This is a genomic window from Clostridioides sp. ES-S-0049-02, assembly GCF_020658465.1.
Classification (GTDB): domain Bacteria; phylum Bacillota; class Clostridia; order Peptostreptococcales; family Peptostreptococcaceae; genus Clostridioides.
This window is the reverse complement of sequence record NZ_JACVWG010000001.1, coordinates 953,874-977,943: the sequence shown is the minus strand read 5'-3', so window position 1 is coordinate 977,943 and position 24,070 is coordinate 953,874. Positions and strand designations below refer to the sequence as shown.

The window sequence follows — 24,070 nt, the reverse complement described above, 5'->3', positions numbered from 1 at the left end:
CTCCATTTTTATTCAAATTTAATTTCTTCTACTAATTTCATTTTCTTTCCTTTTATAATTGGTACTACTGAACCGATTAATGTTACCGTAATACCTAACATTCCAACAAAAATGAATGTTTTAAAATCTAAATCTGGTGTCATTGAAATCTTTGGTCCTGCAACTATGAAAATCGTCTGAATTTCTAATATAGATATTAATACTCCAATAAAAGCACCAAATAAACCTGATGTAAATCCTTCAATTAAAGTCATTTTAATATTCTGTTTATCACTTTGTCCTACAGATTTATACATAGCTATAGAACGTCGCTTTTGAATATAGTTTATCAATAGATTATTAATTATACCTACTGTAGCAAGCAGTAAAATAAAATAGGTCATATTATTCATAGGAGATAAAAAGCTATTTATAGTATTTAAAGAGTCATTGTTGAATTCCTCAACAGTACGACTCCAATTAGATGTATCTCCAAATAAATCTCTTATCTGAATCATAATCACATCTGGATTGACTGCTGTGTAAGCTAAAAATCCATATGTAGTTTTATCGAAATCACTAACTGCATAACGAGATGGTATAACAGCTTCTACATCATTTGCGCGAGATTTAAAACTTCCAACTATTGTGTAAAAAACCTTTTTATCACCATCAGATACAATTATTTTATCCCCTACAGAGAAACTTGTTTTTTTAAGTGTATCTTCATTTAAAATAATAGAGCGTTCTTTTTCAAAAGATTTAATTGCTACTTCCTTCATATGAGAATTAGTATAATTTATTGCAAACATAGAACTATATGATTTTATATTATCAGTTGCTTCTACTCTTGAAAATTTTATACTGTCACAAGATATTTCATTGTTCATAACATAGATAGGTAAAACTTTTTTAATTCCATCCATGTGTTTAACATTTTCAATAAATTCTTGATTCATATTTCCATCTGCGAATCCCTGTAACTTGGCATCACGAAATACATCGCCTATATATGTCTTGACAAAACTTCCTACAACACTTATTGCAATTACAGCAGAAATACTTATAAATAGTAATGTAATGTTTTGTGTGATATTTTTATTATTCTTCATATTTCTGGCAGCTAATTTACCTTCATTTCCCAAAATCTTTTCATAAATAAATTCAAATACTGTAGACATAGTATCAGTAAAAATAGGAATTAGAATAATGGTAGATACAATTAGTCCTAATAACGAAAATCCTCCAGCTAAATACAAAGTATTTTCAGTTGTTATCCTTGGAAGTAGAATAGATAAAAAAAGTACTATAAAACCTATACAAAATATAGTACGATTTGAAATATTCTTTTCTTCCACCGTTCCCAAAACAACATCTTTTATTGATAACTTACTAGTCTTTTTTATAGGTATATATGAACTAAGTAGAGAAACAATTATCGCTACTAAAAAAGAAGAAATAATTACTATTGGAGATATTACTGTTGGAATTGATATACCTTGTTCAAGAGAATTACCAAGACCATGAAGCATAAAATTTAAAACAACTATACCAATCGGAATTCCAAGTAACCCTCCAACACTTCCATATAATATACTTTCAAATAGTAAAATATTAGTTACTGTTTTTTTATTAGCACCAATACTTCGAAATGTTCCAATGATTGGAAGACGCTCTAATGTAATTACCTTGTAACTACTATATATAATAAAAATACTCATAGTTAATGCAAAAAAACTTATTAGGAAAAATGGCATTGTTTTCTGTCTAGCATCTGCAATTATCTGAGTTTCATTTACAGTATTTGATACTTTATATTCTTTAGTTGAAATTTTTTCTGATAATTCATTTATCAAATTTTCTGTTGTTATGCCGTTTTTCGGCTCTATCAAAATTTTTGTATATCCACTTTCTTTATTTAAAATTTTAGATAGCGTGTCTTTAGGTATTAATGCATTTACCCCTCTTGTATGTCTCAAAAAGACTGTGTCATATACAGCAATATTAGCCACTTCAAAAGTGTAAGGCTTACTATAAATTTGTAAAGTGATTAAATTACCTTTTTTAATTTTATATTTTGATGTGAAACGGTCTGGAAGAATAATTTTATCACCAGAAAAATCAGTGATATTATTTCCATTTACCAATCGTGGTTTATTAATTTTGTTTAGTTGTGGTAAATCTGCTGCTATAATATCGAACGATTCATAATATCCATCTTCATGATAAACAGCAGAGCTTTCTAATATTCCGACTTTTGATTTTATGGAATGTAAATCTGGTATATCTTCTAAACTAATTAATTTATTTGAACCTGTACCTTGAACAGCTATTGTTGCAGTCCCAGCCATACCTCTTGCCATTTTTCTCTGTGCACTTTCATAAGACAATCCAATTGAAAAGGAAACGAAAAGTAAAACTGTTGATAAAATTACGGATAGCAACATAACTGCTGTTCTTATTTTTCGTTCTTTAATATTTGTTAGGATATATTTTAATATAATTTTCAAATTTACACCTACTTTCTTGATTTAATGTAACTCTAAAGTTTCTTAATGCTAATTAATATTCCATAAACAAAATCAGATAAAAAAGCTTTTACTTATGTAATGATAATCATAGAATTTTTTATTTTCATTAAATTTCCTCCTAAAATTAAGTCTCCTCCTAAATAATAAAAGGTTGATAACTACCATATAAATATGATAATTTATCAACCTTAATATATCTTTTATTTAACCTTATTTAACCTTAATTGATAGGAAAGGAAATATGAAATGTAGTTCCTAAAGATAAAATACTCTCGACCGATATAGTTCCTCTATGAAGCTCAATAATTTGCTTTGTTATTGCCAATCCCAAACCAGTTCCTTCTGTTTTTTGTTCTGTATTAGTGCCACGATAATAACGATTAAATAAATTTGATACTTCCTCCTCTGTCATTCCTCTCCCATTATCTAAAACAGTTATATTAATTTTATCATATATCATTACATTCAAAGAAACTTTGGTATCTTGATTTCCATGCATAAAAGCATTAATAATCAGATTACTAAATGCACGCTTTAGAAGTGTAGAATCAAAAGTAAATTTAATATTGTCAATGTTACTGTCAAATTCAATTGTATTAGTTCCATATTCTGGATAGTTCAAAATATCAATAGCTAACTCTTTCAAAAACCTTATCAAGTTGCTATTTTGCTTATTCAACGGAATGATACCATTTTCTAATTGATATGTTAACTTTAAATCGCTAATAAGTGTATTTGTATATTCTATATTCTTAAGCATGATAGAAGCATATTTATGTACTTGTTCATATGAAAGAATATTATCAGTGTCTACAAGTATCTCTGCATATCCTTTTATTGGCGAAAGGGGAGTTTTTAAATCGTGAGTTATATTTGAAATCCATTCTTCTCGTATAATATCTGTTTTCTTTTTCATTTCATCACTGATATGAATTTCTTCATTAAGAGTATTCAAACTATCATAGACATCAGCAAAAGCTCCTTTCGCTTTGGTTGGAAGATATGTTCTTTTTGCAATATCACTAACAGAAGACGTGATTCGTGAAATAAATTTTGTTATCCAATATCCATAGGCAATTCCAGAAATTAAAACTATTAAAAATATAATACCTATTATTGAAAGCACAATAGGTTTTCCACCTATAAATTTAGTCCCATCAAAAAACATTGTTACTTTAGAAATATTAAGTGGAAAGTGTATAATATAAATAAATTCATCCTCATTATTTTTAATAGTACTCAAGTATACAGTATCAGCATTTGAAGTATCTTTCTTGGCTAATTCCAATAACTCAGAATTAGAATAATGATTTTTATGATTTTTTGGTTCTGAAAATCCATAAACTCTATTTCCATAACTATCTAAGATTTGTATCCATAATTGATTTTCCCGAAGCTTTTCCAAACCAGATTGTTTTATTTGTGGTTTATTATCTATAAATATAATTTGCTCAGTAAAACTTTCCATAAAATTTTGAGGCCAGTCACTACGTATGCTTTTTCCATTTGGATGCTGGACATTAATAAGTGATAAGAAAATTCCTATTGCAGTTAAAGCCAGGCAGAAAAGCACTAAGAAAAAAATAATGTACGAGTAAAGTATTGTCCTGTATCCAGACTTACGCATTTAATCAACTCTTTTCCAAAACTTATATATTTGTGTTCTTTAACTATTTTTAAGGTAAATCTTATTAAATATGATACTATCTTAAATTATATGTGTATAGTTTTATATTATCAAGTTATCTGTTATTTAATAAAGCACTGTAACAATATACAAAACAGTGATGATATATAAAACAGTTTAAAATTACTTATTAAATATTAAACTATCTAAATCTGGATACAAAATAATATGTGTATATTAATGAAAATAGAAAAGCATATCATAGAACCACTTTTATAGGGGATACTTTAATAAAAGAATTAAAAATTATAACATATAAAAAATTTCCACTAAAAAATAATCGTGTTAGAAGAATGACAGAAAATCATGTATTTTGGAAATATTTCACAAATATTAAGAATAATAAAACACTTGAAATTGCTTATGTCAAGAAATTTTATATAATATAAACTGGTCAAATATGTTATAATATTAAATTGTGACAAGTTCATGGAGGTGTTTATATGAAAAAACAAAAGTCGCCAATTTTACTTGAAATGCTTGGGTTATTTTTTGGTTGTATATCAATGAGTATTGGTATAAATATGTTTTTAAAACCACATACAATTGCTCCTGGAGGGCTTAGTGGTCTATCTTTAGTGTTAAATAAAGTTACAGGACTTCCAGTATCAGCTATCATGTTAATCATAGGTGTTCCATTAGTAATACTTGCTTTCAGAATTATGGGTACAAAAAATTCATTAAAAACGTTATTTGGGACAATAGTATTCTCTGCTATAGTCCAATTGACAGACCCACTATCAAAATTGAGATTAACTGATGACTTACTACTATCAGCTATTGCAGGAGGAATTTTAGTTGGGATAGGTTTAGGAATAATGTTTAAATCAGATGCTTCTACTGGAGGAACAGATTTAATTGCACTTATACTTAGTAAAAAGTTTCCAGGGATAAAAGCTACAAAATTTATGTCTTGTTTAGATGGAATGGTCGTTATATCTTCTGGTATAGTAAATCGTAGTATAGAAACAGGCCTTTACTCTGGGATAGCACTTTGTGTCTTAATAAAAATAGCAGATATGATAATGGAAGGATTTGATCATTCAAAAGCATTTTTTATTATTTCTGAAGAACCTGAAGGTTTAAGACAAGCCATAACAAAAGAACTTGATAGAGGTCTTACTATTCTTGATGGTAAAGGTGGTTACACTAGAGAAAACAAGGAAGTACTACTTGTTGTAGTTTCTAAAAAGCAAGAACTTTATCTTAAGAGATTAGTTAAAAAGACTGACCCTACTGCATTTGTTATTGTTACAGATGTACATGAGGTTCTTGGAGAAGGATTTAAAAACTTAGAAAATTAATAAGTTGTTTTATAACTTTGTTTATATAGCTTTTAATAACTTATAGATGCCAAAATCATATCATATTAAAGTGTGAGTATATTAATTAATATACTAAACCTTTTTAGTAGATATAATATGATTTTGGCATTGTTTTTATCTAACATTTATTAGAACACTAAATACTCATTATTTTTTCAATTCATACTGATAACATGGGACATTTTTTATTGTGCTTCCAGTATGAATTTTTTTGATATATTTTCCTACACATTTAAAACCCAATAAATCTAATGATTTTGTAGAATTCGCATTTTCCTCATAGGTTATCGCAATGATTTTATTTAGATTTAGTTCTCTAAATCCATATTGTATTACTCTTTTAGTTATCTCAGTAGCAAAGTCATGACCCCAGTAATTGGGATTAATACATACGCCAATTTCAGCTTCCAATGCCTTTGGATTTATATTATTAAACCCCATATTCCCAATAACTTTATTATCTCTTTTGTACACTATTGCAAAGTGACCTATTTTTCCTTTTTTATATGGATTTAAAAAAAATGATTTTATAAATTTTCTTGTGTCTTCTAAAGACTTATGCTCATTAAATGGTAAATGTTTTACTACTACTTTATTTTTATAACAATCAAAAAAATCCTCAGTATCATTTAATGATGCAGGTCTTAGTATGCAGTTTCTAGTTTCTAAGGTTTTCATTTGAGGATATTCAGAATCAGACATTTCTAATCCTCCTTTATACATTAATCTAATATACTGTTCATATTTAAAATACGATATTAATTATATAAATGTGCTCAAATTAACCTTATTTCTAATTTAATAAAAATTAGCTTATTATAAATCTCTCAAATCTACAACATTATTAGTAATAATATAAGTTCTCTACTAGTTCTATTTATTGTAAGATACATGTATATGTAGGTACTTTTTAATTTATTTTTATTAAACTTATTTTAGAAATGCCAAATATAAACTTACATATTATTAGATATCATACTTAAAAACTCTTTTGTTGCTAGTGATAGAGAGATATTTTTCAAATGGCAATAACCTATACTTCTTTTAGGTATTGGCTCTTTTATGTCTAATTTGAATAATTTTCCACTATTTAAGTAATCTATGCTAAATTCTTCTATAACACAAGATACTCCAAGATTTATATATGCAAATTCTAAAAGTAATTCATGAGAGCCTAATTCTATATCTGGATTTAGCTTTATACCTTTTGATAAAAAATATTCATTTACATAAAGCCTTGAATTTGCTTTATTTTCTAACATTATCAAAGGTAACAAATTTAATTCTTCTAAAGATATTTGCTTTCCTTTGTATTCTATGTAATCATTTGCACATACAAATATGTCATGTATCTCAATACATTCAACGATATTTAATGTTTCATCTTCTATTGGCATATTTATGATTGCTATATCAATATTACCATCTTTAAGTAAGGATATAAGCTCTCTACTAGTTCTATTTATTGTAGATACATGTATATGTGGGTATTTCTTATGAAAAATTTCCAAATACTTTAATAGAAAAAAACGTGCTGCTGTATCTCCTACTCCAATTTTTAATGAACCATATTCCAATTTTTTAAATTTATTTATTCTATCTTCTCCTGATGCGATTAAGTTTAATGCAGTAGCAACATGTTCACTTAAAATTTTCCCTTCTGGAGTTAACTTTACACCTTTATTATTTCTATAAAATAATATAGTATCTAATTGTTCTTCTAATTGTTTAATTGATTGGCTTACAGCTGGCTGTGACATAAATAATTCTTTGGCAGCAACAGAAAAGCTCTTATGACTTACAACTGCATTGAAAACTTTATATAATTCAAGTTTTACGTTCATACATAACTACTCCTTATATCAAATATTAGTATTATTTATTTTACTTATGATTATATTTGAATTATAATATACATGGTACTAATATGACAATATTAATTCTTTAGGAGGATTTTAAATAATGGATAGATTAGTTGGAACTGTTTCAAGAGGTGTTAGAGCACCTATTATAAGACAAGGAGATGACTTAGTTAAAATAGTTGTTGATTCTGTCTTAAATGCATCAAAGAGTGAAAACTTTGAAGTTAGAGACAAAGATGTAATTGCTGTTACAGAAGCTGTTGTTGCTAGAGCACAAGGAAACTATGCTCATGTTGACAATATAGCGAAAGATGTAAAAGATAAATTTGGAGATGATACTGTTGGTGTTATATTTCCAATTTTAAGTAGAAATCGTTTTGCAATATGTCTAAAGGGTATTGCAAAAGGATGTAGAAAAGTTGTATTAATGTTAAGCTACCCTTCTGATGAGGTTGGAAATCACTTGATAAGTATTGATGAACTTGATGACAAAGGAATAAACCCTTGGTCAGATGTGTTAACAGAAGAAAAATATAGAGAACTATTTGGATATAATAAACATACATTTACTGGTGTTGATTATGTTGATTATTATAAAAATTTAATTAAAGAGTGTGGTGCAGAAGTAGAAATAGTTTTTGCTAACAACCCAAAAACTATACTTAATTACACAACAAGTGTTTTAACTTGTGATATACATACAAGACAAAGAACAAAGAGAATTTTAAATCAAAATGGTGCTAAAAAGGTATATTCTCTTGATGATATAATGACATCAAGTGTAGATGGTAGTGGGTATAATGACCAATATGGACTTTTAGGTTCAAACAAAGCTACAGAAGAAACTGTAAAATTATTCCCTATAAATTGTGATGAAGTTGTAAATAAAATTCAAAGCAATATAAAAGAAATTACAGGTAAAAATGTAGAGGTAATGGTTTATGGAGATGGAGCGTTCAAAGACCCTGTAGGGAAAATATGGGAGCTAGCTGACCCAGTAGTTTCTCCTGCTTATACAAAAGGCTTAGAAGGTACTCCAAATGAGGTGAAATTAAAATATTTAGCTGATAATGATTTTGCTAACTTATCTGGAGATGAGTTAAAAGAAGCAATTTCAAAATACATAGTTGAAAAAGATAATAAATCTGATGATTTAACAGGAAATATGGTTTCTCAAGGTACTACTCCAAGAAGACTTACAGACCTTATAGGTTCTTTAGCAGATTTAACTTCTGGAAGTGGAGATAAAGGTACTCCTATTATTTACATACAAGGTTATTTTGATAACTATACAAAATAATATATATTAAAGCATTTTATGTAATTTATTTAGATTAAAAACTAATATAGACCTCTTAATTGATATAACTTTACTGTATATCAATTAAGAGGTTATTTAATATTTACATAGTTTAATTTATTAATCTTTATTAAGAATTTTAATCTCTATTTATTTCTGAAATAATATCACTCTTTAATATTTGTTTTACTGGAATGATAACTGCAATAATACTAATAGTAATATTTAAAATAATCATACCCACATATAGAGACATATTTATATTGAAAACTGGATTTATATATAAATATACGCGTTTTACTATAAAATAAATCATAGATTGCCCAATAATACTTCCAATTACCATTATAATACTTGCATATAGTCCATATAAAAAACCTTCCCTCATCATCATAATCAAAAACTTATTATCTGTGATTCCCATAGCTCTTAAAATTCCAAATTCATGTCTTCTTGAAAAAACTAAATAACTCACTGTATTGATAATATGAAACAAACTTATGCTTAGAAGTACAAATACGATACCATATATAAACAATAATTTCTGGTTTAAATAAATATTATTTTTTTCAATAGCAATAGTATAATCTGTCACAATACATCGTTTTATATTATGTATAACATTTTTTATTTCTTTAGCTACTTCCATGCTATTGCTTTCTTTCGTCTTTTTTATACTGGCCATATTGTAATTTATGATATTAAAATTACTTTCCATTTGTTCATTTGTCATAACTATATCCATGCCATAATCGCCAATAAAGTATATATTATTTGCCATTACACGTTTTACAGTAGCAGCAACTACAAATTCTTTTACTGTATAATCATTTTTATCTTCTTCTTTAAACTTAATAGTCTCATCAGTAGGTTTCATTGTTTTTGGCACTTTAACTTTGATAGTATCTCCTGGCTTTATGTCAACTGCACCATATATACCAGTACCATCCATAGGAAGTCTAACAATCACTTTATTATTTTTAACCATGTCAGAATTATCAATTTTTCCATCAATAATATAAGGATTTAATCCTTTTAACATGTTAGCATTATATCCATAGATATTTGTCTTTAAAAGGTATCCCCCATCACTTTGTTTAGTGCAAATTCCATTGAAAAAATTCTTTATTCTGTAATCTTTTTCAAGAGGTTTAAAGAAATTTTTCCAAAGTAATTGTTCATCTCTAATGTGTATACCACCAAAAAAATACCTTACTGGGTGAATACTTGATACACCTTCTACTTCGTTTAGTCTTGAAATTTTATCTTTTGGTATTCCTATATCAAAATCAGTTGTTTGCATAGCTATTTGATAATCAGAATTTAAACCATCATCAGCCTTCATTGTAAGCTCGTTATTATTTCTAGTAAGTTGTATAGAATAGCTAGAACATAGAAAAATAATTCCCCCAAGTGCTAATGAACACAAAATCCCTATAAACATTCCTTTTTTTTGAGTCATATATTTATGAGATAATACTGCTGTCATGTTAGAAAACTTTATACTTTTTATCTCTCTATTCTGTTTACTAATAACTTCAAAATTTTTCATTGACTCAATACTAGAATATTTGCTTAGCTTATATACAACTCGTACAGTGATTAAAATTAACAATAATGCTAAAAACAAAAATCCTAAGTAAATAGATTTTTCACTTATAAAAAATGACCCTGGAATAATATCACTACCTAAGAATATATGAGGAAATTGTTGATGTATTGTTGAAGCTACTCCTATGCCTAAAATACATCCTATAGGAAAACCTATGATAAAAAGTAAAAATAATTCTAAAAACAAGAGTAGTAAAAGTTGCTTATTATTAGCACCTAACACTTCTAAAACGCCATATTGTGATATTCTTTGAAGTATCGAAACATGGAAAATACTATATATTGCTGCTGCACTAAATATTCCAATAATCAAAACAATTGCATTTGTATTTAATTTTAAAGAATTTAAAAATTGAAATACACTATATCTTTCAAAAGTTATTGGAGGTTTTACACCAAATTCACTTGATAAATTCCAGTTTACATAGGAACTTTTTTTCGATATACTAAATTCTCTCATAAATCTAGCGCTTTGTTTTTTTATATTTTTATTTTCATCAAATTTTACATAAACCATATAATTACCATTTTCTTCAGAAAATGTAGAACTATCTACAAAGCCCTCTAAAGCAGTTTCTGGATTTAAAATATCAGATAAAATCCCACATAACTTATAAGTTTTTCCGTCTAATTTTATCTCTGTTCCAATTTTTTCTTTTATATTTAAATTATTTAATGAATAGGTATCAAGTGCTATTTCTCCTCCTTTGCTAGGAAGCTTTCCTTTCAATAATTTTCTACCTGTCATATCTAAATAAGATGAATCCACATTTAAAAAATTCATAATGAAAGGTTCATCTATAGAACCTTTAGTATTTGTGATACCAAGCCTATTTACAGTGTATTCATTTGATTTTTTGTCTTTCTTAATTTTTTGTAGTTGTTTATTATCTACCTTAAAATAAAAATGATAATCTCCATTATCCGCTCTTATTTTCTCAATTTTACTTTTATTTGCACTATTTACTAAAGAACCAATTCCTGTCAATAAGGCTACTGATAGTACGATGCTTAAGATTATAGATATAGATTGTTTTTTATAATGTTTAATATATTGAATTGCAAACTTCATTAAAGATATCATAGTATTTCACCACCATTATTTACTACAATTCCATCTTCAATATGTATAATAGAATCGCATATTTGTGCTATATTTTCATTATGTGTTACCATAAGTATTGTTTGGTGAAATTTTGCACTACTTTCTTTTAGTAAACATACTACTTCCATTGTAGTCTTACTATCGAGATTTCCTGTTGGTTCATCAGCTAGTATAAGTGCAGGTTTATTTGCTAAGGCTCTAGCAATTGCTACTCTCTGTTGTTGTCCACCAGAAAGTTCACTTGGAAATTTTAGACGTTTGTCCCAAATACCTAATGTATTCATTAACATTTCAATATAGCTATGATCTACATAATTTCCTTTATCCAATGTAACAGGAAGAGCAATATTATCATAGACATTTAATACTGGTATTAAACTGTAATTTTGAAATATAAAACCTATATTCCTTCTTCTAAATACAGTCAAATCCTTTTTTCTTAATTTAGATATGTTTTTACCCTTAATTATTACATCTCCTGATGATGGGCTATCCAACCCACCTATAATGTTTAATAATGTACTTTTACCAGACCCAGAAGTTCCAACTATAGCAGTAAATGTAGCCTTTTCAATTTCTATGCTTACCCCATTTAGTGCATTGACCTTGTTTTCATATTCTCCATAATGTTTTACTAAATGATTCGTCACTAATATACTCATTTTATTTCTCCTTTCAACATAACTTAAAATATAAGTTCTTATAAGATATTGTAAGTGACGATAATTACACCCATCCTACAAAGTTAATTTAAACTCTTACAATTTTGTAAGAAGATACTAAAACAACTTCCGCTTCCTAATTTGGATTCTACTATAATATTCCCTTTTTCTTTTTCTAAAATTAATCTTGTAAGATAGAGACCAATTCCTGTACCATTTTGATTTTCAACATTTTTACCTCTATAAAATCGTTTAAAAATATTGTTCAATTCTTTACCATCAATGCCTATTCCTTCATCTTTGATTATAATTTTAGTGTATAGTTCCATTTTTTCTACAGAAATAGTAATTATACTATTTGATGGTGAATATTTTATTGCATTTTCTAAGACATTTACGATTGCCTCTATAGTCCATTTTTTATTATGAAATAACTTTATATCTGAAAATATTTCTAAATTTATTTTTATGTTTTTAGATTCTGCTTTATTAAAAACAGTACTAATACTTTGAACAATAGTGTCTTTAATTAGTAGTTCTTCTGCTTCAAATTTGATAACCCCATCTTCTAATTTAGTCATCTTAAATAGAGACTCTAATAACCAGTCAATTTTAAAAGTTTGATTTTTCATTTTTTGTAAAAATTCTACTTTTTTTGATGTAGGAAGATTACTATTTTCTAAAAGTTCACAGTAAATGGTAATATTTGAAAGTGGTGTTTTTAATTGATGTGACATATTTGAAATTAAACTTTTAATTGCTTCCTTTTCTGATTTTGACTGCTCTACTTCTATCTCTATCATATCTTTAACTTTTTTTACTTGGTAAGAAATTTTTGATATTCTTGTATCTTTTGTATCTGGATAAGAAATTTCTTTACCTTCCAATAATTGATTTAGCATTAGACTTAATTCGTCACATGTATTTTGACTTTTTTTAATAGTTATTATAGCTATAATTATCATACATATTGCAACAAATAATAGTAACATATTTATTCCACCTCATTCCATAGATAGCCCATTCCATAAGCTGTTTTTATATACTTTGGATTAGATGGATTATCCTCTACCTTCATTCTAAGTCTTCTTATATTTACAGATATAATATTCTCATCAACATAATTTTCTTCACTATCCCATATATGATGTAAAATTTGTTCCTTCAATAATATTTGTCCTTTATTCTCAATTAAATAATTAATAAGCTTATATTCTACAGCACTAAGTTCCAAATCTACTTCATTTTTATACACCTTTAATAACTTCTGGTCTAATCTTATACCATTAGAATACAGTACTTTATTATTTGATTTTTTTCTTATTGATACTTTAACCCTCGCTTTTAATACAGACAAAGAAAACGGCTTTGTGATATAATCATCTAAACCTATTTCTAATCCTGTTACCTCATCAATCTCTGAATCTCTTGCAGTAAGCATTATAATTGGAATATCTGACATTTCTCGTATTTGCTTACATATATCAAATCCATTTCCGTCTGGCAGGTTACAATCTAAAATTATAAAATCTATATTTTTATTATTAAATATATGTAAGCCCTCTTGTTTTGTATAAGCTTTTAAAACATTAAATCCTTCACTTTCAAAAGCATAAAAAAGACCTTCATTTAAGTTTGTATCATCTTCAATAATTAATAAATTCAATTTTCTACTCCTTTTATTTTTAAACTTTTAAAATAGTATTTCTTCTTATCTTTTGTTAAAAATATATTGATACACCTATTTTACTAAAAAAACTGTAATTAAATTTGTTTTTTCTCAAATCTAGTTACAGTTTTTTATTTATAGACTATTCACCTTTAGAACATTCTCTATAAAAGGCTTTAATTGATTTTAAATCATTATCAGTTATAATATGTACACCACTTGCACTTAATAAATTAGCAAGACACTCAATACGTTTGAAATGTTTTTCTGTACTCTCATTAAACAATACTGGGTCTAACCAAATATTTATTAATATTATAAATACTTCAGACATTTCGTTTGGATAATCAGTTTTAAAAATGCCTTCTTCAACACCTTGTTTTATTAAGCAAGATAGTAAAGGGGTCATTTCAAGCGTAGATGCTCTTATACTCTTCATAAATAAGATAGGTTTTTTTTGGAGGCACATATAATCAATCAATTTTTTCCTTATTTCTGAACTAGATATGTGTAAGATAAATTCAGACACTTTTTCTCTAATCGTAAAGTTAGGATTATTTAATATTAACTTTAAATTTTCCATCTCTACTTTTAAATTACTTGATATAATCTCTTCGAACAGGAGTTCTTTATCTTTAAAATGGTAGTATACAGATTCTTTAGATATATCAAGAGTATCCACAATTTGTTGCATAGTTACATCATCATAGTCATTTTCTTCGAATATTTTCCACGCAACGTCTAATATCTGACTTCTCATCTTGTCAGAATGTTTATTTCTTGACATATAAATTCACTTCTTTCTTTATCAATTTATATTAATTGTTCATACATTTATTATAATAAGATTTTTTACAGTATGTCAATACACACCATTTAAAGACAACAAATCGTATTTATTCTTAAATTTCTTATTATTTATCATTAATATAATTTATATGTAAAAATATTATAAAACATATATAAATACATATTATTTAATTTAATGACGCTTAAATTGAAAATATAACCTTATTCTTATATAATTAAATTATGTAAGGATAAGGATAAGGTTATATGATTTAATTATACTTTTACTAGGGGGAATAGAATTGAAAAGGGTTGATGAAAGAAATACTATGTTTGCAAGAGCAAATTATAAAAAAAATGGTTTTGCTTATAATGACTATTATGAGAAAAATCCTGAAAAAAAAGAAGTTGATGATAGTATAAGAAGTAGACCAAATTTATGTAGTGAAGGAACTATGACTTATAATGAGATAAATTCTCCAATGGCAAGTAGTGCATTTGACTTTTTATCTGATATAAAATCACTATGTGAAGGAAAAGTTTGTGACAATAAAGTGGATGTAGATGCAAAGTCTATGACTAAAAAAATAAAAGGGTTTGCAAAGCAATATGGAGCTTCTGTGGTTGGTATAACTAGATTAAAAGATTATCATATTTATACAAATAGAGGTAGACATGAAGAAAACTATGGTGAAGAAGTTAATCTATCTCACAAATATGCAATTGTATTTGGATGTGAAATGGATAAAGAAATGATAAACAGAGCCCCGATGATATGTGAAGTTATAGAAACTTCAAAATGTTATGTAGATGCATCTATTGTTGGCATGATTTTAAGTTATTACATAAGAAACCTAGGATATGATGCTAGAAATCATATGGATGCTAATTATCTAGTAATGCCTGTTTTTATAGCTCGTGATGCTGGATTGGGTGATATAGGAAGAAACGCAATACTTACAAATAAAGATTATGGTTCTAGACTTAGACTAGGGGTTGTTACTACAGATATTCCACTTATAGAAGATGAATATGTTGATTTTGGACTTGAAGACTTTTGCAAAGTATGTAAAAAATGTTCTTTTAATTGCCCTTCTCACTCACTTTCTAATGATATTAAAATTGGTGATGATGGAAAATATAATTGGGTGATTGAACATGAAACATGTTACATTAAATGGAGATATTTAGGCACAGACTGTGGTATGTGTATATCTGCTTGCCCATTTAGCCAAAACCTTGAAACTATAAAAAACACTACTTCTTTTAAAGGCAATAATGAGCTTATTGAGAAAGCTTTGGATGAATATACTTCAAAATTTGGTAAAAGAATATTTGTACCTGGAAATCCATCTTGGTTAAAATAATTTTATATATTTAATAAATAGTCTGTCCCATGATAAATTCTAGGACAGATTATTTATTAAGTATTTTATTTATATGAATATAATATGATAATTTAGCAACATTTTGATTATATAATTAACTTTATATAGAATATTAAACATAAAAGGAGTGAATATATGAAAAAAATATTAGTAGTTGAAGATGATACTATATTAAATAAAACACTATCGTACAACTTAAGTGAAGAGGGATATATGGTTATTTCAAAATTTACAGCTATATCTTCTTTAGAATCTATTGTTAAGCACAAATTTGATTTAATTATTTTAGATGTTAATCTACCAGATAGAAGTGGATTTGATTTGTGCAAGAAAATTAAAGAAAATTATGATATCCCTATAATTTTTTTAACAGCCAATGATATGGAATATGATATGATTAAAGGTTATGAACTTGGAGCTTTGGATTATATAACAAAACCATTTAATATCAATGTGTTTAAACAAAAAGTAAGAGCACTTTTAAATCATATTACAACAAAAACAAAACAAGATTGTTATGATGATGGATATCTCAAGATTAACTTTTCTGAGTTCTGTGCATATATAAATGACAATCAAATTGTATTTACACCATTAGAATATCGTACTTTAAAACTATTTATTGAGAATCCCAAAAACATTCTAACAAGAAAAATACTTTTAGAAAAACTTTGGGATATAGATGCTAATTTTGTAGATGAACATACTTTGACATCTGTTATAAGTAGAATTAGAAGTAAAATTGAAAAAGATGGCTCTCAATACATTAAAACAGTATATGGTATGGGATACATGTGGATAGGTGAAAAAAATGAATTTTAAAAATTTTTCTTTTAATACTATTTATTTAATAATTGCTGTTAGTATGGCTCTTACAGCTATTCTATTCAATATAGCAATTTATATAATAACTAATGATTTTAAAATAGTTGTTCTATTATTGATATACACAATAATATTCTCTGGTTTTATATTATTAATCATGCTCTTACTTCATAAAAAAATAACTCTATTTTGCTCTGAGATATGTTTAACCTTAGATAAGATGATGAATAGTAAAGATAATCTGGAAATTACTTTGGAGGAAGAAACACTTTTGTCACGTATTAATCATAGACTGATTAGAATGTATGAAGTCATTCAAGAAAATCGCCACAATATTGCTATGGAAAAAGCTGATTTACAAGAATTAGTTTCTGATATCTCTCATCAAATCAAAACTCCTATTGCAAATTTAAAGATAATTAATAATACTCTACTGAATCAGAATCTTAAAACTGAAATTCAAAATGAGTTTTTGATGGATATGCAAGGTCAATTAGATAAATTAGAATTTTTAATGCAGTCTATGATAAAAACTTCAAGACTAGAGACAGGTATAATTTCATTATCTAAAAAAAAGAATTCGATTTATGAAACAATTGCGACTTCACTTAGTGGAATTTTATTTGATGCTGAAAAAAAGGACATTGAAGTTACAGTTGATTGTGATTCAAACTTATATATATGTCATGACAAAAAATGGACTTCTGAAGCTATTTTCAATATATTAGACAATGCAGTGAAGTACACAAGTCCTAAAGGTAAGATACATATATCTACAGAATGCTGGGTTATGTATGCTAAAATAGATATTACTGATACTGGAAAAGGCATATCAGAAAGTCACCAAGCAGAAATTTTTAAGAGATTCTATCGTGAGGAAGATGTACATGATATAGATGGTATTGGAATTGGTCTATATCTTTCAAGAAAAATTGTATCTCTTCAAGGTGGATATATCAAAGTTACATCAAAAATTGGAGAAGGCTCTACTTTTTCTATATTTTTACCTAATAAATAAATTTTTAAATATTTTATTTGTGATAATTCTGCAACATTTTGATTATATACTGTATTTACAATATATAAAGGAGGTCTTTATAGTGAGTATTTTACAAGTAACAGACTTAAAAAAATATTATGGGAGAAATTCAAACATTACAAAAGCTCTTGATGGTGTGAGCATATCTGTTGAAAAAGGTGAATTTATTTCTATTGTAGGTACATCTGGTAGTGGTAAATCTACATTATTAAATATTATGGGAGGTTTAGATAATCCTACATCTGGAAATGTCATTATAAGAGGAAAGGATTTATCAACTATGAATGATGAACAACTTACAATTTTTCGACGTAGAAATATAGGTTTTATATTTCAAAATTATAATCTTGTTCCTTTACTTAATGTATATGAAAATATCATTTTACCAATTGGATTGGATGGTGAAACACTAGATAAAGACTTTATAAATGAAATTATAAGTTTACTTGCACTAGATGAAAAATTATATGATGTACCAGGTAATCTTTCTGGAGGACAACAGCAACGTGTTGCTATTGCAAGAGCACTTGTGACGAAGCCTGCTATTATACTTGCTGATGAACCAACAGGTAATCTTGACAGCAAAACGAGTGCAGATGTATTAGGCTTACTTAAGATGACAAGTGAGAAATTTAACCAAACAATTGTAATGATTACCCATAACAATGAAATTGCACAATTAGCAGATAGAATCGTTCGTATTGAAGATGGAAAAATTTATAACTAGGAGGTGAAATATATGTTTAAAAATAATAATGGTGCTTTCATTAGAAAAATAGCATTGAATGATTTAAAAATTAATAAACTTAAATTTTTTCTTTCAGGTATTATTATAATGATTTCCACATGTTTATTATTAACAACTACTTTAGTTTCATATAATGGCTCTATGGATTTGGTTAATTCATCTCCCTATCATGCAAGATATCAATCTGTAAATGAAAAATCAAAAACATTATTACAGCAAAATAAAAACTTTAGTAGTGTAGGAGTTTATAAGTCACTTGGTAGTGAGATAAAATCAGATTATAGAATGTCAATGATATATGTAGATAACACTGCAATTGAGCTTCTGAATTTTCAACTATTAAAGGGCGGTATGCCAACAAATAAATATGAAATTGCTATTTCAGAAAAATATCTATCTGAACTTGGCTTGAATAAAGACCTTGGAGATAGCATTACATTAAAATATCGCGACAATATTACTAACAAAGAAATACAAAACGATTTTATTATTGTTGGATTTGTAGAAAATTACTATCAAGATAATGCTAAGCAATACTATACAGTTGTTTCCAATGATTATCTCAAGCATATGGCTTCTACACCTTTACAAATCAAAAGTAATAATTTTAATGAAGCAACTCCAAACACTGTAGATGTATTAGTTAGATTATCAAAAGAAAATACAGAAAAATCCCCTACTTTAATTAAGACTCAATTAAGTGAAATTGGTTCCTCTTTAAATATTAAAAAACATAATATATATTTAAATGATAATTATATTGAATCAAATTTAATTGATGGTGAACAAGTTATTACAGTTTTAATAGTAGGAGTAATTATTCTTTTTTCTAGTTTGTTTGTTATTTATAGTATTTTTTATATTTCAGTTGTTAATTCAGTTCAAATGTATGCAAAGTTGAAAGCACTTGGTATGACTTCTTTTCAGTTGAAAAAGATTATTTACCTACAAGGAAATATTTTATCTATTATTTTTATTCCAATAGGCATTATATCTTCCTGCATAATTACATATATAATTCAGCCTTTAGCATGGCAAATGACTACTGACTTATTTATTATTCTAGTATTATCAATAGTAATATTTTTGACTGTAAGAATTTCTTTAAATAAGCCAGCTAGAATTATTTCAAAAACTTCCGCTATTGAAGCTATGCAATACACAGAAATTAAATCTAGAAATAAAATTAAAACACTTAATTATATAAATATTAAAAATTTAGCACTAAAAAATATTGAGGTAAATAGAAAGAAAAATTTAATAGCATTGATTTCATTGAGTATTAGTGGAATATTATTTATTTCAATTGCTAGTCTGTCTAATTCTATAGATTTTAATAAACAGATGTCTCAGACATTCGTTTATAATGAAAATTATATTATTGGAAATAAAATTGACAATTTGTATGAACGAATTACACAAATTCAGCAAAATAATCCATTTACAAACACTCTTAGAAATGAAATCAAATCAATTTATGGAGTACAAAAAGTAATTGAATCTAAAGGAATAAAATGTGAAGTTATATACCCTTCTATTAAGGATAAAGATGGAAGTAATGTTACAACTTTGATTGAAAGTGTCACACCAGAGCTTGCAAAATCATTCCAAAAGTATATTGTAAATGGTAAAGTTGATTATAAGCAATTGGATTCAAACAGCTTGATTGTAAATAAATATAGGACAAAATCTTATGGAGTTGATTTGAAAATTGGAAATACAATTACATTTAATATATTTAGTGGAAATGACATCATCAAAAAACAAATGAAAATAGTTGGAATAATTGATAATTCAAATACAGGATGCATGTTCTTTACTTCAGACAAGGCTTTAGATAAAATAACACCATATAATACAAATTTACATTTTTCAATTTTATCCGATAAAAAGTATTCAAAAGAAGTTGAAGAAAAACTATTAAATATTATTCAAAATAATTCAAATTTAATCCTTTATTCATATGATAGCGATTATAAAATGCTAACTAGAGCTTTTAAGTATATGATTATAGCTGCATATGTATTTGTTGGTTTAATTTCCTGTTTTGGTATCCTTAATATGACAAATATCCTTGTAAATAGTGTATTAACTAGAAAAAAAGAGTTTGCCTTACTTCAGGCGGTTGGAATGACAAAAAAACAGTTGCGCAAAATGCTCTATCGAGAAGGTTTAAATTTGAGTATTAAAGCTGTATTTGTATCAATTACATTGGGTTATTGTGGTTCAAAATTACTCTGCTTTTTTATAAAAGATGTTGTTAGATTAGACTTCATTAGTTTCAATTTCTCTATACTTTCTATTTTAATTTTTTCATTTATATTAATAGGCATGCAAATATTAATAATTGAATTCCTTATAAGAAATCTAGAAAAACAATCAATTACAAAACGTTTACGCTCTCAATAAAAATATATATAAAAATAGCTACTTTTATACTACACTCAACATAGATTTTCAAGATTTAGAGGGTCTGAAAACTTTGATTTTACGACCCTCTGTTTGTTTTTTAACTTCTATTATTTATTTTCTAAATATATCAATCGCATGACTCGTAACACCTATTAAATCTTCGCGTTCACAAGTAGCAAAGTGATATTTCAAATATAACTCAAATTCTTCATCATCCATAGCATCGACTGCTTCACGCATACATAGGGCTAAACCATCCGATGCTACGTAATGCAGTCTTGTTACAGGAAAAACAGACATCAAATCGTCAATGTTTTCTTTACGGACAAGTTCAAACAAATCCTTAGGACCTGACTTGGTAGCAAATGTTTGTGGGTCAATCAAGCCCTTTTCAATATATTCAGCTACATTGATATTTCCTCGGTTGAACCCTTCATCAATAAGGCAGCCATCAGATATAACATATGCAGCAAAAATCACACCACCATGTTTTGTTACACGAATAGCCTCATGTAGAGCTTGTTGTTTATCCTCTTTGCTATAAAGATGATACAACGGACCTAATAACAATGTAATGTCATATTCATTATCTGAGAAAGCAGACAAATCCATAGCATTACCTTGAGTAATAGTTATATTTTCATTTGATTGAATATTTTTACGGAAAACTTCTATGTTATGTTCGACCAATTCGACTGCATCGACGTCATATCCCTGACGTGCCAGCGTGTGAGAATATCGACCAGTTGCAGCACCAATTTCAAGCACACGGTCGCTAGGTTTTATGTACTTTTCAATGTAATGCATAGTGGTTAGGAATTCAACTGTTCCATGCTTTAATGCCAACCGACTATCTTCGTCGTAATTATTGTAAAAATCAATTAAGTATTGGTTTGTTTTCATATTGCACCCCCTTCTGTATTAGTTAGTAAACATCAAATAGATAAATTCCAATCCTTTTTTTCTTGTTTTATAAAAGCTGATAATATATTTTCCAACATTTTTTCGGCACTATTTCTATCTAATGTCAATTTTTTCGTTGCTGTTAAGACAGCTATGCCATGAGTATAAAGAAATAAATCTAAAAATATGACTTTTGCACATTCTAACTCTATTCCAATACTTTCAGAAAAAAGCCTTGCCTTTTTTTCATTATCAATTTCTTTGTAGAAATCATTTGGCTCTTCCATCATCAAATCTAAATCGTTTATAAACAACAACTTAAATAAATGTGTTTCTTCTTGAGCAAATTCAATGTATGAAAGTGGAAGTAATAAATATTGACTGACATTTTCAGAATTATGATAATTAATAACATACTGATTATAGTATTCATATGCAAAAGCAAGAAATTCACCTTTTAATTCATCCATATTTTCATAGCAAGTAAAAATTGGTCGAGTGGAACATTGTAATTTACTTGCGATACTCCTTGCATTTACAGTTTCAAATCCTGTTTCTCTTGTAATATCCAAGACAATATTCAAAATCATTTCTTTCGTTATTTTTGCTTTAGGTGGCATATAAATTCACTTCTCCATTAAATTTTTATAAAATACATACGTTGTATAACAATTGTTGCACATTAAAAAAATTATGTCAAGAAATAGTTTTGCATTTTTTATCATTCCTGAAGCTGACAAATAAAATATGAGTTGCAATTAATCTATTAATAGACGATTGCAACTCATATTTTACTTTAAATACTTTTCTTTTTACATGATATTTCATATACATAATCTTCTGATGAATTAATATCACTTTCTTTTGAATTAATATTACTTTCTTTTCTTTTTTTAGAATCAATTAAGACAAAATATAGTATAAAACCTACAACAAGTCCCCAGGTTCCACCTTTAGCAGCAATCACGCCACCCATCAGCCCAATTAATCCTCTCTCTACGCCAGTATCACATAGTTCCATTGATAGTTTAGTACATAAGTAACCTTGAACTAAAAGTGTCACTGATAATGCTAATGGTATAAGAGGCGTAGCTATTTGGGCAATTGGATAAAAGCAGATAAAAATAGCTGAAACCCATACTAACGTACCCATACCACTAAAAATAGACTGCATTGCTTCCTTTCCAACCTTATATCTTTGAGCAACACTTCCAGTAAGAGTTGCAGCTAATGGACCACACATAGCTATATATGGAGAAATAACTGCCATAACAATATTTCTTATCCCACTTATAATATTAGACCTATTAGAATTAAAATCAATATACTCATCTGTTCTGTTTTTACTTTCAGAAAGAACTAAATTTTCACCTGTTATAAAATCACCAAATGCAATTATGTATATCATGAAAGCCATTGGCAATCCTTGTATAAATAATATTAGACTTGGAAAACCTATTCCAAAAGGAGATACTGTATCTATTAATTTTTGAAAATCCATTATATAAATAATATTTTCAAAATTAAAGCTAGGAATTCCTATTTCTTTACTAAATATTCCTATAATTAAACTCACTAAAATAGCTGGAACTACTCCATATTGACCTAATCGAAATAAAAACTTATTCTTTACTTTTAGAGCATCGAATTTTTCAGAAAACATTACAAAGCAAGCAACTAAAATCCCAACTGTTATAGATATTGGATAAGATTCAAATCTGCCTTTAGGGCTAAATTCTGCTATTACAGTTGATATACCAACTCCCATAAGTATTCCACCTTTGATGGAATTTGGGATTCTATTTACTAGTTTTCCAGCTATACCTGTTATACCCATTAAAATAAATATAATTCCTAAATCTATTTGTAAAGCTGTTAATGCTTGTATTCTTTCAATACCAATATTGAACTTTAACAAATATGCAGTTGTAAGAGTTATAGAAGCTGTAATCCAGCCAGGAACTACTGGGTCTCCCATAAAAACATGCAGGCAATACAATATTGAGTTAATGATAGCCATACTCCATGCTACTTCATAGGGTAATCCTAATATTTGCGTGCTAAGTCCAATAGTTCCTAAGCTTGTCATACTTGATATTATGCCTTGAATAGCTTCCGGTTTCTCAAATCTGTAATGTATAAACGGAATTCGTATCTTAAACATTCCAAATTTTATGTGAGGCTGTTCACTTCTAGTGAGTCTTTCCATAATTTCACTCCACCTTTCAATAACTC

19 protein-coding genes are annotated in these 24,070 nt (G+C 27.3%); 7 read left to right on the top strand and 12 right to left on the bottom strand.

Annotated features, from left to right (window positions below; genetic code table 11):
- Positions 1 to 8 precede the first annotated feature (8 nt).
- Together IC213_RS04350 and IC213_RS04345 are read right to left on the bottom strand one after the other, a co-directional pair.
- Positions 9 to 2,489: an FtsX-like permease family protein gene (locus IC213_RS04350; RefSeq protein WP_227862781.1), complete on the bottom strand. Its 2,481-nt coding sequence runs from the start codon at positions 2,487 to 2,489 to the stop codon at positions 9 to 11.
- 241 nt (positions 2,490 to 2,730) lie between these two features.
- Positions 2,731 to 4,137: a sensor histidine kinase gene (locus IC213_RS04345; protein ID WP_227862780.1), complete on the bottom strand. Its 1,407-nt coding sequence runs from the start codon at positions 4,135 to 4,137 to the stop codon at positions 2,731 to 2,733.
- Positions 4,138 to 4,640: 503 nt separating this feature from the next.
- Here IC213_RS04345 and IC213_RS04340 point away from each other — a divergent pair.
- Entirely contained in the window at positions 4,641 to 5,501 is an 861-nt protein-coding gene (locus tag IC213_RS04340) for a YitT family protein (protein ID WP_227435158.1), read from the top strand.
- 168 nt (positions 5,502 to 5,669) lie between these two features.
- On the opposite strand, the gene IC213_RS04335 is transcribed toward IC213_RS04340, so the two are convergent.
- Together IC213_RS04335 and IC213_RS04330 are read right to left on the bottom strand one after the other, a co-directional pair.
- Entirely contained in the window at positions 5,670 to 6,224 is a 555-nt protein-coding gene (locus IC213_RS04335) for a GNAT family N-acetyltransferase (protein ID WP_227435157.1), read from the bottom strand.
- Between the two features lie 254 nt (positions 6,225 to 6,478).
- Positions 6,479 to 7,366 (bottom strand): LysR family transcriptional regulator, encoded by an 888-nt coding sequence (locus IC213_RS04330; RefSeq protein WP_227435156.1) that lies wholly within the window; start codon positions 7,364 to 7,366, stop codon positions 6,479 to 6,481.
- Positions 7,367 to 7,484: 118 nt separating this feature from the next.
- Here IC213_RS04330 and IC213_RS04325 point away from each other — a divergent pair, with 118 nt between their 5' ends.
- Positions 7,485 to 8,684, top strand: coding sequence for a coenzyme F420-0:L-glutamate ligase (locus tag IC213_RS04325; RefSeq protein ID WP_227862779.1), 1,200 nt, complete (start codon positions 7,485 to 7,487; stop codon positions 8,682 to 8,684).
- Between the two features lie 139 nt (positions 8,685 to 8,823).
- Here IC213_RS04325 and IC213_RS04320 read toward each other — a convergent pair whose 3' ends face one another.
- From IC213_RS04320 to IC213_RS04300, 5 genes are all read right to left on the bottom strand, one after another.
- Positions 8,824 to 11,379 carry an ABC transporter permease gene (locus IC213_RS04320; protein ID WP_227862778.1) on the bottom strand — a complete coding sequence of 852 codons (2,556 nt, stop codon included), beginning with the start codon at positions 11,377 to 11,379 and terminating at the stop codon, positions 8,824 to 8,826.
- Positions 11,376 to 12,062 carry an ABC transporter ATP-binding protein gene (locus IC213_RS04315; RefSeq protein ID WP_227435153.1) on the bottom strand — a complete coding sequence of 229 codons (687 nt, stop codon included), beginning with the start codon at positions 12,060 to 12,062 and terminating at the stop codon, positions 11,376 to 11,378. Before IC213_RS04315 ends, IC213_RS04320 begins: the two co-directional genes overlap by 4 nt.
- Positions 12,063 to 12,145: 83 nt before the next feature.
- Positions 12,146 to 13,054, bottom strand: a complete 909-nt coding sequence (locus tag IC213_RS04310) for a sensor histidine kinase (protein ID WP_227823942.1) — start codon at positions 13,052 to 13,054, stop codon at positions 12,146 to 12,148.
- 2 nt (positions 13,055 to 13,056) lie between these two features.
- Positions 13,057 to 13,728 carry a response regulator transcription factor gene (locus IC213_RS04305; protein WP_227862777.1) on the bottom strand — a complete coding sequence of 224 codons (672 nt, stop codon included), beginning with the start codon at positions 13,726 to 13,728 and terminating at the stop codon, positions 13,057 to 13,059.
- 145 nt (positions 13,729 to 13,873) lie between these two features.
- Positions 13,874 to 14,518: a TetR/AcrR family transcriptional regulator gene (locus IC213_RS04300; protein ID WP_227435150.1), complete on the bottom strand. Its 645-nt coding sequence runs from the start codon at positions 14,516 to 14,518 to the stop codon at positions 13,874 to 13,876.
- A gap of 304 nt (positions 14,519 to 14,822) precedes the next feature.
- On the opposite strand from IC213_RS04300, the gene IC213_RS04295 reads away from it, so the two are divergent.
- The 5 genes from IC213_RS04295 (at position 14,823) to IC213_RS04275 (ending at position 20,929) form a co-directional block, all read left to right on the top strand.
- Entirely contained in the window at positions 14,823 to 15,887 is a 1,065-nt protein-coding gene (locus tag IC213_RS04295) for a 4Fe-4S dicluster domain-containing protein (protein WP_227435149.1), read from the top strand.
- 156 nt (positions 15,888 to 16,043) lie between these two features.
- Positions 16,044 to 16,730 (top strand): response regulator transcription factor, encoded by a 687-nt coding sequence (locus tag IC213_RS04290; RefSeq protein ID WP_227845722.1) that lies wholly within the window; start codon positions 16,044 to 16,046, stop codon positions 16,728 to 16,730.
- The gene (locus IC213_RS04285; protein ID WP_227862776.1) at positions 16,720 to 17,751 is read left to right on the top strand and encodes a sensor histidine kinase; all 1,032 of its coding nucleotides are present in this window, start codon (positions 16,720 to 16,722) and stop codon (positions 17,749 to 17,751) included. Before IC213_RS04290 ends, IC213_RS04285 begins: the two co-directional genes overlap by 11 nt.
- An 82-nt stretch (positions 17,752 to 17,833) precedes the next feature.
- Positions 17,834 to 18,499: an ABC transporter ATP-binding protein gene (locus IC213_RS04280; protein ID WP_227834329.1), complete on the top strand. Its 666-nt coding sequence runs from the start codon at positions 17,834 to 17,836 to the stop codon at positions 18,497 to 18,499.
- A 12-nt stretch (positions 18,500 to 18,511) separates the two neighbouring features.
- Complete coding sequence (locus IC213_RS04275; protein ID WP_227830560.1) at positions 18,512 to 20,929, top strand: FtsX-like permease family protein; 2,418 nt, start codon at positions 18,512 to 18,514, stop codon at positions 20,927 to 20,929.
- 114 nt (positions 20,930 to 21,043) lie between these two features.
- On the opposite strand, the gene IC213_RS04270 is transcribed toward IC213_RS04275, so the two are convergent.
- The 3 genes from IC213_RS04270 to IC213_RS04260 form a co-directional block, all read right to left on the bottom strand.
- Positions 21,044 to 21,835: a class I SAM-dependent methyltransferase gene (locus tag IC213_RS04270; RefSeq protein ID WP_227862775.1), complete on the bottom strand. Its 792-nt coding sequence runs from the start codon at positions 21,833 to 21,835 to the stop codon at positions 21,044 to 21,046.
- A gap of 32 nt (positions 21,836 to 21,867) precedes the next feature.
- The gene (locus IC213_RS04265) at positions 21,868 to 22,455 is read right to left on the bottom strand and encodes a TetR/AcrR family transcriptional regulator (RefSeq protein ID WP_227862774.1); all 588 of its coding nucleotides are present in this window, start codon (positions 22,453 to 22,455) and stop codon (positions 21,868 to 21,870) included.
- A gap of 176 nt (positions 22,456 to 22,631) precedes the next feature.
- Positions 22,632 to 24,044, bottom strand: a complete 1,413-nt coding sequence (locus tag IC213_RS04260) for a hypothetical protein (protein ID WP_227435142.1) — start codon at positions 24,042 to 24,044, stop codon at positions 22,632 to 22,634.
- Positions 24,045 to 24,070 lie beyond the last annotated feature (26 nt).

Excerpts from the sequence above, each read along its gene's own strand:
- IC213_RS04290 (WP_227845722.1), top strand. The coding sequence starts at position 16,044 with ATGAAAAAAATATTAGTAGTTGAAGATGATACTATATTAAATAAAACA.
- IC213_RS04275 (WP_227830560.1), top strand. The coding sequence starts at position 18,512 with ATGTTTAAAAATAATAATGGTGCTTTCATTAGAAAAATAGCATTGAAT.
- IC213_RS04270 (WP_227862775.1), bottom strand. The coding sequence starts at position 21,835 with ATGAAAACAAACCAATACTTAATTGATTTTTACAATAATTACGACGAA.
- IC213_RS04340 (WP_227435158.1), top strand. The coding sequence starts at position 4,641 with ATGAAAAAACAAAAGTCGCCAATTTTACTTGAAATGCTTGGGTTATTT.
- IC213_RS04260 (WP_227435142.1), bottom strand. The coding sequence starts at position 24,044 with ATGGAAAGACTCACTAGAAGTGAACAGCCTCACATAAAATTTGGAATG.
- IC213_RS04285 (WP_227862776.1), top strand. The coding sequence starts at position 16,720 with ATGAATTTTAAAAATTTTTCTTTTAATACTATTTATTTAATAATTGCT.
- IC213_RS04320 (WP_227862778.1), bottom strand. The coding sequence starts at position 11,379 with ATGATATCTTTAATGAAGTTTGCAATTCAATATATTAAACATTATAAA.
- IC213_RS04330 (WP_227435156.1), bottom strand. The coding sequence starts at position 7,366 with ATGAACGTAAAACTTGAATTATATAAAGTTTTCAATGCAGTTGTAAGT.
- IC213_RS04325 (WP_227862779.1), top strand. The coding sequence starts at position 7,485 with ATGGATAGATTAGTTGGAACTGTTTCAAGAGGTGTTAGAGCACCTATT.
- IC213_RS04315 (WP_227435153.1), bottom strand. The coding sequence starts at position 12,062 with ATGAGTATATTAGTGACGAATCATTTAGTAAAACATTATGGAGAATAT.
- IC213_RS04335 (WP_227435157.1), bottom strand. The coding sequence starts at position 6,224 with ATGTCTGATTCTGAATATCCTCAAATGAAAACCTTAGAAACTAGAAAC.
- IC213_RS04310 (WP_227823942.1), bottom strand. The coding sequence starts at position 13,054 with ATGTTACTATTATTTGTTGCAATATGTATGATAATTATAGCTATAATA.
- IC213_RS04265 (WP_227862774.1), bottom strand. The coding sequence starts at position 22,455 with ATGCCACCTAAAGCAAAAATAACGAAAGAAATGATTTTGAATATTGTC.
- IC213_RS04345 (WP_227862780.1), bottom strand. The coding sequence starts at position 4,137 with ATGCGTAAGTCTGGATACAGGACAATACTTTACTCGTACATTATTTTT.
- IC213_RS04300 (WP_227435150.1), bottom strand. The coding sequence starts at position 14,518 with ATGTCAAGAAATAAACATTCTGACAAGATGAGAAGTCAGATATTAGAC.